This is a genomic window from Brucella sp. NBRC 113783, from assembly GCF_040372265.1.
Lineage (GTDB): Bacteria > Pseudomonadota > Alphaproteobacteria > Rhizobiales > Rhizobiaceae > Brucella > Brucella teleogrylli.
On record NZ_BAABRX010000015.1, the window covers coordinates 26,399 to 38,570 of the forward strand.

Here is a 12,172-nt window from a genome sequence, read left to right on the forward strand (position 1 = left end):
ACGCTTCAGGCTAACGCACCGGGCGAACGATTTGCGGCACCGGCTGCTGCCAGAAAGGTAGTTTCTCCTCGCGCGGCTTCCATTCTCCGCTATTCACGAGACCTTGCACATGCGCCGCGATCTCCTCCATCGTGGCGAACCAGACGTCTCCCTTGGCATGCATGTATTCGATGAGGTCCACCATGGCCTGGGCACGAGCGGGCTTTCCCGACACGAACGGATGCCACACCGAGGACCAAAGGCCTCCGTTCGCCCAAGCAGCATCAAATTCCGACCGGAATACCTGCATGGCCTGCTGTGGCGATTGGATCGGCAGCATGTGATTGAAATCGCGCATGTTTACATATTGCGGCCAGTCATCCAGCGCGTGGTCCGAAGGCAATTCCAGGAGTGCCCCCTTGTCACTGCGTATCAGGTAGGGCACGTCGTCGCCGGATAGCGAGGCGTCATAGGCAAAGCCCTCGTCAATCAGGAGGTCGAGCGTGGCGGGCGAGAAGGCACCGGAGGGGCAGCGGTAACCGACCGGCCGTTTGCCGGTGATCCGTTCGATAGCCTGGATGCCGGCTTTCAACACTGTCGCCTCGTCGCCTGCGTCGAGGGCGTTGACCCGCTCGTGCAGCCAGCCATGATGGCCGATTTCATGTCCGGCTGCAGCCAACTGCTCCACGGCTTGCGGGTAAGTTTCGACGCACCATCCGGGAACGTACACCGTCTGCTTGATACCGTAGTGTTCCCAGATCCGGATAAGCCTCGGCACCGCGATTCTCGGGCCATACCGCAAGGCCGAGGAGAGAGTGATGCGGCGCATCGAATCTTCGGGGTAGTAAAGGTGCAGCAGGCTTTCCGCGTCGAGGTCAAACGCGAAGCAAACAGCGCAGCGTGCGCCGTTTGGCCATTGCGGTGGGTTGTCGATGAGTTTGAGCAAAAGGCATTCTCCATTCTGCGACCGCGCGCGACCGGCGGCTCTGGTGATGGGAAGACCGGCTGCCTTCATTATTTTGTCGATAGGTTGCGCTTCCCACTTGAACCGCGCTCAATATATTGACATGTTCTATGACTACAAACTTAGTGTCAACTCTAAAAATAGAGGCTAGCTCAATTTTGACGATATTGCTTATTCCCATGACCGTGAGGAAGGACAAGACATGACCGGAGGACTGAGGATCAAGCATCGCAAGAAGCGGGTGGAGCAGGTGCTTGACGCCGCCGATGCCTTGTTTCGCGAGCAAGGTTATGAGATCACGAAGATCGAGGAAATCGCCGAGCTGGCTTCCGTCGCACCCGCATCGGTCTACAATTACTTCAAGAACAAGCCGAACCTCCTAATGGAGATTGCGGTTCGCCACGTGCAGGCAGCCCTGCCCGAGCGGCGCAAGTACCTGGAAACCCTCCCTGACGATCCGGTAGAAGGCATCCTGGCCTTCGAGCGCCTCCTGGCGGATCAGGCCGTGCGCCACCTTACCCGCGAATGTTGGAGGGTGGTCATGTCGGCGCAGTTCCTGGACACCGGCGGCATAGCGCATCGGACCGGAAAGCGCCTCGACCTGCTGCTGCGGCGCCAGTACATGCGCATGCTCGCGGTCTACCAACAAAACGGGCGGATCAAGCCCGACGTCGATCTCTCCGTGCTCTGCGATCTGCTTCTCGGTATCGGCAGCGCTGCGCTCGCCCGGCTCGTCACTTCGAGCACGATGAAACCTGAAGCGATGCGCGAATGGGGGATCCCGCACTTGGAAATGGTACTGCGCGGGGTTATCGAAGAATCCACGTAACAAAATTGGAGTCAACTCCAAATTTATACTTGCACAGTCTTCTCGTATCCCCTATGCATAGATGGCGGCCCACGCGGCATACTCTTTGTGCCAGGCCAATCTAAAATTTTCTGAACCGCCTTGACGCGCAGCGGCCATTCTCTTGCGAGAACGGTGACGGCCTGTTGCGCCTCGAGAGCGGACACGGGAGCGCACATGACCAGAAGCAATTTTTCTTTCGCCCAAAACCATGCCCTGGACTGGCTCGATGAAAATCGTGCGCTCATCTCCATCTGGCATCAGACGATTTGGTCGTTTCACGAGCCTTCTTGGCGCGAATACCGCTCGTCCCAGTGGTATGTCGATCGGCTCCGGGAAGAAGGCTTCGAGGTCGAGCAGGGGTCTGCCGGTATGCCGACCGCCTTTTGCGCGACCTGGTCGAATGGTGACGGACCCGTTATCGGCGGCTACGCCGAATACGATGCCGTGCCCGGCCAATCCCAGATCGCTGAGCCGCGCCGCGCGCCGAGGCCCGGAACGACCAAACATGCCGCTGGCCACACTGATCCCCATTCCGCGCTCGGCATGGGGGCTTTCGCTGGCTTTCTAGCGGCCAAGAAGGCCATGGAAGCGCATGGCATCACTGGTACTCTGCGGTTCTTCGGCGAGCCGGCTGAAAAGATGTGCGGTTCCAAGCCGGTCCATGCAGCCCACGGCTACTACGACGGGCTGGATGCCGCGATCAGCTTTCATCCGCATTCCTTCAACGCGCTCACCAATGGCTGCTTCTGGGACACGACCAGCGCGCCCTATTGGAGCCGAATTTATACGTTCGAATGCGATACCCCGGAGACCTGGCTCGACCAAAGTCGAGGCGGCGCCGTAGCGCATGCACACGCGACCGCGCGCGCACCGGGTGCCATCGACGCCGTGTGCCTCATGTACACCAATTCAAAGATGATGAAGGAATCCTTGCTGCCCCACACCGGCACCTGGACCCTCAATGAATTCATTCCCGTCGCCGGGCAGGCAACGGCCGACAACCTGGCGCCCGCCTATTCGCAGATACAGTATTCCATGCGGGCTCCGAAACTGGAAATGTGCGAGACCGTCTTCTCTGTACTCGACCGCAATGCCGAGCATATCGCGGCGATGACCCATTGCACCTGGCGCGCGGACTGGATCACAAAGACCCGCGCTGGCCTACCAAACCACACCCTTGCTGAACTCACCTTCCGAAATTTCGAAAAGCTCGGCGCGCCGGTATGGAGCGAAGCGGCCAAGCAATTCGCCCGCGAGGGACAACGCAATCACGGCATCGAGCCGATGGACGAGCCCTTCATCGACAACATGATGCGGCTGACCCCGCCACAGGAGGGTGAAGACGCCTTTCGTCAGCAATTGCCGGCCTGGCAGCTCAATTACGCCGCGGACGATTATGTCGAATACACCTGGCATGCGCCGACGGTCCGTCTTTATGTCGCCCGTCCAACGCTTAAGCCGGATCCGGCCGGCAAGCGTTATGGCGAGTGGCTTCGGCACGCCATGAACGGCGACCCAGCCTGTATCGATCCGATGTGGAGCAAGGCGGCTGACGTCATTTCCACGACGATCCTCGACATGATGACGGATCGCGCGGCCCTCCAACGCGCCCAGCAGGAGTTCTGTGAGAGAACCGGCGGAGGGGTTGGCGGATCGCGATGGGTGCCGCCACAGCTTCCTTCCGATTTCCAGGCGCCAGTAGACCATCGCTGGCCGGAATGGATTGTCACGCCCCGCGGTGACGAATGGTCCGTGCTCTAAGGCGGATCGTCTGTGAACTCAACACCCTACAAGGAGAACACGATGCCAGTACCTTCGCATGACGAGGTTGTCGCCTTCGTTGCGGCCAACCGCTTCCCCTTTCCGGGCCAGACGACATGGCCCGCCAATTACACCACTTTGACCAACGCTCCGGAAAAAAAACGTGCGGTGCGCGGTCCCTCGGGCGAATACTACCCCGACATCGTCGTGATCGACTCCGACGGCAATACGCGCGAGATCGGCGACGTCGAGGAGGTTCTTGATCCGGCAAAGGTACCACTCTGGAGGGCGGCTTCCGAAGCCGGCGATCCGCTGCCGGAATACGAAACGCGCATCTTCTTTCTGTATGTTCCCGAAGGTCAGGAAGAGGCGGCCAAGAGCCTCCTGGACACCAACAAGATTTCCTATGCGGGCGTGCGCGGCTACCGGTCCGATGAAAGTGGAAGGATCAGCATCGTACCCTTCGTGACGCGCGGCAATCCTTACGATCACCAGTAAGCCCTTCCCGCGCGCCCTTTGTCAAGGGCGCGTTTTACGGGTCAACGGACTGCCTCTGCTTGGCCGCTGACCCATTTTTTTGTCTGGAGCCCTTTATGACCAGCCCCTCACTGTTGTCTATCAGCCCACAAGCCGTGGCGGCGCCAGCGAGCGGCATCGCCGCGATTATGAAGCATGGTTTTGGACGATCCGACATCATCCCGCTTTGGGTTGGCGAGGGCGACCTACCGACACCCCCCGTGATCTATCGCGCGGCGGCGACCGCGCTTGAGCAGGGCGAAACATTCTACATGCCGCAGCCGGGTATCCCCGAGCTTCGCCGCGCGCTCGCCCAATATCATGATCGCGTTTATGGCAGTCTTTTCGGTAAACAGTTCGAACCCGAGCGTTTCTTTGTCACGGGGTCCGGAATGCAGGCGATCCAGTTGGCGGTTCGGTTGACTGCGGGGGTCGGTGAAGAAATCCTGGTGCCGACCCCCGCCTGGCCGAACTTCGCCGCGGCTGTCGGGGTAGCTGGCGCCCACGTCCGGGAGGTCCCCATGCGGTTCGACCGGGCCGGCTGGATTCTGGATCTTGCCCTCCTCGAGGGCTCGATCTCAGCGAAGACCCGCGCGATCTTCCTGAATTCCCCTTCGAACCCGACCGGCTGGATCGCGGATCACCTCCTTCTTCAGGCGATCCTGGACCTCTCCCGGAGGCATGGCCTCTGGATCATCGCCGATGAGGTTTATGGTCGGTTTACCTATTCCGATGCCTTGACTGCACCGTCGCTACACTCGCTGATAACCGAAGAGGATCGCGTCCTTTTTGTGAACACCTTCTCGAAAAACTGGGCGATGACCGGCTGGAGGATCGGTTGGATTGAGGCCCCGACGTCCGTCGGCCCCGCCATCGAAAATCTGATCCAGTATTCGACTTCTGGCGTCGCGGTATTTATGCAGCGCGCCGCTTGCGCCGCGCTGTACGATGGCGAGGCGTTTGTGGCCGCGCAGATGGAGCGGTGTCGCAAAGGGCTTGAGGGGGTCTCCTCCATCTTAGCAACCTCTTCCCGCATTCACTTTGCGCCTGCCGGAGCCTTTTACCTGTTTTTCGGCATCGACGGGATCGCCGACTCCACGACATTTGCCGGAAGGCTGCTGCAGAAAACCGGAGTTGGCCTCGCGCCAGGGCGAGCATTCGGCATGGCGGGCGAAGGCTACTTTCGGCTTTGTTTTGCCGGGGAAACGAAGGAACTCACGACCGCGGCTGAGCGGCTGCTTAAATTCCTCGATCACGACACCTGAACGACAAGGAGCGCGCACTAATGCAAATGCACATCGCCGAATGGAAGTATCGGGTCGAACTGGCGGCGTGTTACCGTTTGATAGCCCATTACCGGATGGCAGATCTCATCTATACACACGCCACACTTCGACTGCCCGATTACGGCAGTCGCTTCCTGATCAATCCTTACGGGTTGCTTTGGGAGGAAATTAGCGCTTCCTCTCTGGTCACGATTGATCTTGACGGAAACAAAATCGGAGACAATCCCTATCGGGTGAACCGAGCCGGCTTTGTAATTCACAGCGCCATCCACGGTGCGCGGCATGATGCACTCTGTGTTATTCACACGCACACAAGAGCGGGTATTGCCGTTTCCAGCCTGCAGGAAGGCCTTCTCCCGCTGAACCAGATCGCTCTAGGACTGGAGCCACATGTCGCCTATCACGACTACGAGGGCATAGCGCTTGATATCGGGGAGCGCGACCGAATTGTTGCCGACCTTGGAGACAAGCGAGCGTTAATCCTTCGAAACCATGGACTGCTAACGGTCGGACGCAGTGTCGCAGAGGCGTTCAACTTAATGTATTATCTTAATCTCGCTTGCGAAATCCAGGTTTCGACGCTTTCGATGAACCGCAAAATCAACCTGCCTGAAACTTCGGTCAGGTCCAGGGTGGCTGAGCAGGCAGACATCGTTTCATTCGACGAAGGCGATCTCGTTCTGGAGTGGGATGCTCACCTGCGGCTTCTCGACCGGATCGACAGGTCCTACCGGCGATAGGCGATGCAAAACCAGGCCCTGAAGGGCGCCGCCCTCGTGATCGTCGCCATGACTCTCTACATACAGAATGATGTCGCCACCAAACTGCTGACTGAGCGGTTCGATACCCTTCAGGTCATGATGGTTCGAGGCGTGATCGGCGCCGCTTCGCTTCTCTTTCTCTTAAGGCTGAGTGGTACTACTTACAGCTGGAGGCACGCGCTAATGCCGGCAGTGATAATCAGGTCCGCTTGCGACGGACTTGCAAGTCTCGCCTTCGTCTTTGCCCTGGCTGAAATGCCGCTGGCGACACTAACCGCCATCATGATGCTCGCGCCCGTTCTTTCTGCTGCTATCGGCGCCCTGATCTTTGGTGAACGGCTGACGAGAAGACTTACAATAAGTGTGGTGCTTGGCTTCATTGGCGTAATGATTTTCGCGCGGCCGATCTCCACCGGGGTGAACTTGCCCCTGTTTCTTGCATGCTCTGCTACTCTTCTTCTTAGCGCTCGTGATCTGTTCACACGACAAACGTCGGCGGATATTTCATCCGGGCTCGTCGCCCTCTTAACGACGCTCTCGGTACCAGTGCTTGTTGCACCGATCATTGCCACTCGAGGCTATCTGCCGATGCACCCTCAAGATTTCATGCTTCTTGCGTACGCAGGGGTTTTCGCTGCTGCAGGTACCTGGATTTTTGTACAAGCAACGCGCATCGCCACGCTCGCTGAGATCGCTCCGTTTCGTTACTCTGCCCTACCTTTGTCACTAGTGGCCGGCTTCATCGTTTGGGGAGACCTCCCCGATGTAGCAATGCTGGTGGGGTCACTGTTGATTACCGTTGCTGGCATTCTCGCGCTCGCCAGTCGTTCCGCACCAAGTCATCAAGGATGAGCACCGAAGGTTGTTGCCCGCAGCAACGTAAATGCCTAGGTTATTCGCTCTTTTCTATGGGTCATACAGCCTGTAGCCAACTGTACCCTTGTCTTTAGGGGACCGCTACGTGCTCGGTCACTAGTCTCCCCAATGCCCGAGAAAACGGCATCCAAGTTCTTAGCGATTGATTAAACAGTCTGAACCGCCCCGGGTTTGCCGGAGGCTCCAACTTCCAAATAGGATGGAGCCATGACGAGCAAAACGACGAACAAGTTTTCCCCTGAGGTGCGCGAGCGTGCCGTGCGGATGGTGTTGGATCACGAAGCTGATCATTCCTCCCGCTGGACTGCCTGCCAGTCGATCTCCGCCAAGATCGGCTGTTCGGCGCACACTCTACTGGATTGGGTAAAGAGGGCCGAGATCGATGCCGGCAGGAGGGCCGGCTTGCCGACGGACACGGCCGAGAAGATAAAGGCTCTTGAGCGGGAGAACCGCGAGCTCCGGCAGGCCAATGAGATCCTGCGCAAGGCGAGCGCTTATTTTGCCCAGGCGGAGCTCGACCGCCCATTCAAACGATGATCGCGTTCATTGACGATCACCGCGAGGCGCATGGGGTCGAGCCGATCTGCAAGGTGCTGCCGATCGCCCCATCGACGTACCACGATCATGTCGCCAAGCGCACTGGTCCCGCGAAGCTGTCGGCGCGGGCGAAGCGGGACCTGGAGCTCAAACCGGCGATCGAACGCGTCTTCGCCGAGAACTTCGAGGTCTACGGCGCGAGGAAGGTCTGGCGGCAGATGGTGCGGGAGGGCTTCAATGTCGCGCGCTGCACGGTCGAGCGGCTGATGGCCGATCTCGGCCTTCACGGTGTTGTTCGTGGCAAGCCGATCCGCACGACGGTGCAGGACAAGGCCGCGCCGTGCCCGCTTGACCATGTGAATCGGGTCTTCCACGCGCCGGCTCCGAACAAGCTCTGGCTCTCGGATTTCACCTACGTCAGCACCTGGTCGGGCTTCGTCTACGTGGCCTTCGTCATCGACGCCTATGCGCGCCGTATCGTCGGCTGGCGGGTGAGCAGGACCGCCCACGCGAGCTTTGTGCTCGACGCTCTCGAACAGGCCCTGCACGAACGCCGGCCCGTTCATCGCGGCGGTCTGGTTCATCATTCCGACCGCGGATCGCAATATGTCAGCATCCGCTACACCGAGCGCCTCGCCGAAGCCGGCATCGAACCGTCTGTGGGCAGTGTCGGCGACAGCTACGACAACGCGCTGGCCGAGACGATCAACGGCCTCTACAAGGCCGAGGTCATCCATCGGCGCGGACCATGGCGAAGCTTCGAGGCCGTCGAGTTCGCCACGCTGACCTGGGTCGACTGGTTCAACAATCGCCGGCTGCTGGAGCCGGGGGTGCGGACGAAAACTTGGACTATCAGGGAGGTAGTTCATGTATTCCTACGAAGACCGGATGCGAGCCGTTACGCTTTATATCAAGCTGGGCAAACGCCCGAAAGCGACTATTCGCCAGTTGGGCTATCCAAGCAAGAATGCTTTGAAAGGCTGGTACCTGGAATATGAGCACCATCTTGATCTGCGTTTAGGATTTGCGCCCCGCGCCCCTAAGTTCACACAGGCGCAAAAGGAAGTGGCTGTTGAGCACTACCGCACGCATGGTCGTTGTGTTTCTGCAACGATGCGCGCCTTAGGCTATCCCGGTCGTGCAACGTTGACAGCATGGGTTCGTGAGGCGTTTCCCGAAACTAGTAAAGCTGTCACTGGAAGAACTGGACGTCCACGATACCCTGACGCATTGAAGAAGGCTGGCGTCGTCGGACTTTATAATCGGCAAGAAAGCGCGCAGGCCCTGGCCGAAAAGCTCGGCGTATGCAGACCGACACTGTATAACTGGAAAAACCAGTTACTTGGTCCGGAGGCTCCCGCAATCATGAAACGCAAGAACAACTCACCGCCAGTGCCAGAGCGAAAAGAATTAGAGCGCCAGCTCGAAACACTGCAGCACGATATTCAGAAACTGCAGCTTGAGCACGACCTTTTGAAGAAAGCGACCGAACTCATAAAAAAAGACCTGGGCGTCGATCTGCAACTCCTGAGTAATCGGGAGAAAACGCTGTTGGTTGACGCCCTAAAAGATCTTTATCAACTCTCCGATCTGCTTGCTCAGTTGCGACTGGCGCGCAGTTCATATTTTTATCATCGAGCCCGTATGAGGGTGACCGACAAGTACCTCACTATACGTCAGAACATCACCGAAATCTTTGAACTTAACCGTCGATGCTATGGCTACCGCAGGCTACAGGCGTCATTAGCCAAACAATCCGTTACAATCTCAGAGAAGGTTGTGCAGCGCTTGATGAAACAGGAGAACCTGATCGTTGCCACGCCAAAGCGGCGGCGATACCGCTCTTATCTGGGAGAAATCAGTCCGGCACCCGAGAACCTTATTAATCGCGACTTCCAGGCCACAGCGCCGAATGAGAAATGGCTAACTGATATCACCGAGTTCCATATCCCGGCTGGCAAGGTGTATCTCTCACCCATCATCGACTGCTTCGATGGTCTGGTCATCAGTTGGTCTATCGGAACGAAACCAGATGCGGAATTGGTCAATATGATGCTTGATGCCGCCATAGAAACTGTGACCGGCGCAGATAAGCGGCCAATAGTGCATTCTGATCGGGGTGCACACTATCGCTGGCCGGGTTGGCTATCGAGGATCAGTGATGCGAAGCTGGTGCGCTCAATGTCCCGCAAGGCGTGCTCCCCAGATAACGCCGCATGCGAAGGTTTCTTTGGCAGGCTAAAAACGGAGTTCTTTTATCCCAGCGATTGGAGGAACACCACACTCGAGCATTTTATCAATGAAGTTGATGGCTACATTCGGTGGTACAACGAGAAACGGATCAAGATATCGCTTGGCGCACGAAGCCCAATCGAATATCGAAACTGTCTTGGCATTGTGACGTAAAAACAGTCCAAGTTTTTATCCGCACCCCCGGTTGGGGTGATATTTCCATTTAGAATTGGCTCTGACTAATATTTGCTGTTGTTGGTATGCAGACTTTCGCTGGTTCACTGGACTGAATTCGAGCATGGCACTCGGTGCCGCATAGCCGGACCCCGATGTGATTAGCAATCGGCGCACCGAATTAAACGTTGATGGAGTGCGTTATACCAATGACTTGATGGTCGTTCGCGTCTACGGCATCGCTTTAAAATACTTCTGCCTGAATTGGTCGAAATTAATGTGGCCACGATGATTGATCGCGCGGCAAGCGATTGTCTGGATCGTGAACGTCAACTTCATCTCCAGCGATAAGATTAGCTGGAAAAATCACGAGATTGGTTCCCCCAGCATGGCGGAGGGATGGAAAGAGTAGGCCTCGCAAACCGGCCGAGATGATTTCGTCAGCAAGTTTCCAGGATGGCGGCGTCTTTTTATCGATGCGAGCGATTTTCCGCCATCGACAATCCCAATCAGCCCACGCGTCATCCCAATGAACGGGATCGTATCCTCTCGAAAGGTCAGCCACTTCTCCAAGAGTGATCGTGTAAGCCGCAAGTGTAGCAGGCGGCGTAATGCTCGCGCCTTGTCGATACTCCTCGAGTGCTGTCTGCGCCGACACTGACAGATACAGAGCCTCTACGCCGGGACGATTAAAACGTCCCCCATCTGCTGCAGCGCCAGCCCCACTGATTGGAAGGAATGCCCATTTCGGTGTTAGATAACGATGAAAAACGTCCTTCGGTCCGATACGGACGAGCTTCATCCCCGCGCTCCGTTCTCCAGGTCCCTGATATAGGCCAGAACAGCTTCTATCTCACCATCTGCAACAAGTTCTGCGGCTGTGCGGTGGTCGTAATCAGCAATAGGCTCATTCCGATACCAGTAGATCGCCTTCTGGAGATCACCAGTCAGTTCAGCCGCTGCGGATATTACTTTTACCATTTCCCGCATTCTGCCTTGCAGACGTTCGGAAGATGGATTGCGTAGCGTGTTACGATGAACACCCGTCAATTCTGCAAGATTTGCAACCTTGACCCCAAGCACTTTCGATAGCCGCGATGGCGAGATATAGGGTGTCCGTGGCTCCTGAAGACTGTCTACAAAGCCTGAAACCACAGCATATGCTCGATCTGTCTGCGCCTGTGTCACATCACACCTCCGCTCAATAATACGCACAATATATGCATATTTTTTTACACATCAAGTGCAAGCGCATACAGTGAACACTCTGGAAAGAGAAAAAGCTCATTGGTTTCAGGGGCTATCGAAGATTCCAGGATATGATGAATAGCATGAAACAACTTTCCGCGCCCAAGTGTGGATACGCGTGCTTCACGTGCGGCTCGGCGTCCTTGCAAAAAAAGCCAGGGTTTAAATTCCAACCGAAGAAAATTATACGTTGGGCGTTCAACGTGGACGGCAACTGACCTGATTACGTTGAACGGCCTGGCGTCTTTGGGAAGAGCGTCAGGGCCTTTTTAACAGGTCGACGGTTCGATACTGGTCAACTCATCCGGCCATGCAAATCAATGCTATTTTGGAAATTAAATAATCCTGCTGATAAATAAGAGCGTGCCGAGACCACAGGCAAGTGCCATAACGACAAACGGGACAGCCGGTATCCGACCGAGCCAGTTCGGATAATCGGATACGCGTGCAGTACGTATCACTTCCTCGCCTTCGGTCAGAAGCGACTTCAACGCACCGGATCTGTGAAAATCGGGATTGCCCTCCATGGCCCCTCTCCTCTTTGTATGGATCGATTTTTACCATCGAGACAAAAAAGGTCATCCCTAACTTTCGTCCATTTCTACGTCGTTTGACGGATAACAGACCGGGAACACAGGGATAGTTCACCGAAATGAATAGGTCCGAGCTGATTGATTCAAAACTGTCGTTAGACGGGAGGGACGGTTTCAGCGATCTTTTGCTGCATGATCGCCCAGCAGTTTCATCTCTATGTCGAACGGACAGACCCGAATAAAAACATGGCCCGCTACTACGCCATGCATATTTCCTATTCGCTATTTGGAGAGCCCTGCCTGACACGCCAATGGTGCCGGATCGGAACCTCTGGACAGGTCAAGCTACAGCATTTCGAACAGGAAGCAGAGGCCATCAAAATGTTCCTGACTATGGCGCGGAAAAAACAGTCCCGAGGCTATAGGCCCAGATAAGAATCTCGGGCCTGTCGTGA

General features: G+C 56.6%; 12 protein-coding genes, 1 pseudogene and 1 other annotated feature. Of the genes and pseudogenes, 9 read left to right on the plus strand and 4 right to left on the minus strand.

Going from position 1 to position 12,172, the window contains the following annotated elements; genetic code table 11:
* Window positions 1–10: 10 nt before the first annotated feature.
* On the minus strand, window positions 11–925 hold the full coding sequence (locus tag ABWW11_RS23685; protein ID WP_109366387.1) for a polysaccharide deacetylase family protein: 915 nt from the start codon (window positions 923–925) through the stop codon (window positions 11–13).
* A 220-nt stretch (window positions 926–1,145) separates the two neighbouring features.
* On the opposite strand from ABWW11_RS23685, the gene ABWW11_RS23690 reads away from it, so the two are divergent.
* The 8 genes and pseudogenes from ABWW11_RS23690 (at window position 1,146) to ABWW11_RS23725 (ending at window position 9,936) form a co-directional block, all read left to right on the plus strand.
* On the plus strand, window positions 1,146–1,772 hold the full coding sequence (locus ABWW11_RS23690) for a TetR/AcrR family transcriptional regulator (protein ID WP_109365672.1): 627 nt from the start codon (window positions 1,146–1,148) through the stop codon (window positions 1,770–1,772).
* Between the two features lie 195 nt (window positions 1,773–1,967).
* Entirely contained in the window at window positions 1,968–3,554 is a 1,587-nt protein-coding gene (locus ABWW11_RS23695; protein ID WP_109365671.1) for a zinc-binding metallopeptidase family protein, read from the plus strand.
* Window positions 3,555–3,596: 42 nt separating this feature from the next.
* Window positions 3,597–4,052: a hypothetical protein gene (locus tag ABWW11_RS23700; RefSeq protein WP_109365670.1), complete on the plus strand. Its 456-nt coding sequence runs from the start codon at window positions 3,597–3,599 to the stop codon at window positions 4,050–4,052.
* 95 nt (window positions 4,053–4,147) lie between these two features.
* A complete protein-coding gene (locus ABWW11_RS23705) occupies window positions 4,148–5,335 on the plus strand; it encodes a pyridoxal phosphate-dependent aminotransferase (protein WP_109365669.1) in 1,188 nt (395 codons plus the stop codon).
* Window positions 5,332–6,096 (plus strand): class II aldolase/adducin family protein, encoded by a 765-nt coding sequence (locus tag ABWW11_RS23710; RefSeq protein ID WP_280176219.1) that lies wholly within the window; start codon window positions 5,332–5,334, stop codon window positions 6,094–6,096. The genes ABWW11_RS23705 and ABWW11_RS23710 overlap by 4 nt, the downstream gene beginning before the upstream one ends.
* A 3-nt stretch (window positions 6,097–6,099) precedes the next feature.
* The gene (locus ABWW11_RS23715) at window positions 6,100–6,969 is read left to right on the plus strand and encodes a DMT family transporter (RefSeq protein WP_109365667.1); all 870 of its coding nucleotides are present in this window, start codon (window positions 6,100–6,102) and stop codon (window positions 6,967–6,969) included.
* A 231-nt stretch (window positions 6,970–7,200) separates the two neighbouring features.
* Window positions 7,201–8,357, plus strand: a pseudogene (locus ABWW11_RS23720) (IS3 family transposase); the annotation flags it as partial.
* Window positions 7,485–7,601 (plus strand) — a sequence feature (AL1L pseudoknot). (Overlaps the previous pseudogene by 117 nt.)
* Window positions 8,358–8,397: 40 nt before the next feature.
* A complete protein-coding gene (locus ABWW11_RS23725; protein ID WP_371835789.1) occupies window positions 8,398–9,936 on the plus strand; it encodes an IS3 family transposase in 1,539 nt (512 codons plus the stop codon).
* A 274-nt stretch (window positions 9,937–10,210) separates the two neighbouring features.
* Here ABWW11_RS23725 and ABWW11_RS23730 read toward each other — a convergent pair whose 3' ends face one another.
* The 3 genes from ABWW11_RS23730 to ABWW11_RS23740 all read right to left on the minus strand — a co-directional run bounded on the left by ABWW11_RS23730 (window position 10,211) and on the right by ABWW11_RS23740 (window position 11,711).
* The gene (locus ABWW11_RS23730) at window positions 10,211–10,738 is read right to left on the minus strand and encodes an RES family NAD+ phosphorylase (protein WP_109365665.1); all 528 of its coding nucleotides are present in this window, start codon (window positions 10,736–10,738) and stop codon (window positions 10,211–10,213) included.
* Window positions 10,735–11,124, minus strand: coding sequence for a hypothetical protein (locus tag ABWW11_RS23735; RefSeq protein ID WP_109365664.1), 390 nt, complete (start codon window positions 11,122–11,124; stop codon window positions 10,735–10,737). The genes ABWW11_RS23730 and ABWW11_RS23735 overlap by 4 nt, the downstream gene beginning before the upstream one ends.
* Before the next feature lie 395 nt (window positions 11,125–11,519).
* A complete protein-coding gene (locus ABWW11_RS23740; RefSeq protein WP_109365663.1) occupies window positions 11,520–11,711 on the minus strand; it encodes a hypothetical protein in 192 nt (63 codons plus the stop codon).
* A 198-nt stretch (window positions 11,712–11,909) separates the two neighbouring features.
* Between ABWW11_RS23740 and ABWW11_RS23745 the strand changes: the two genes are divergently transcribed.
* Complete coding sequence (locus ABWW11_RS23745) at window positions 11,910–12,152, plus strand: WGR domain-containing protein (RefSeq protein WP_109365662.1); 243 nt, start codon at window positions 11,910–11,912, stop codon at window positions 12,150–12,152.
* Window positions 12,153–12,172: the final 20 nt, after the last annotated feature.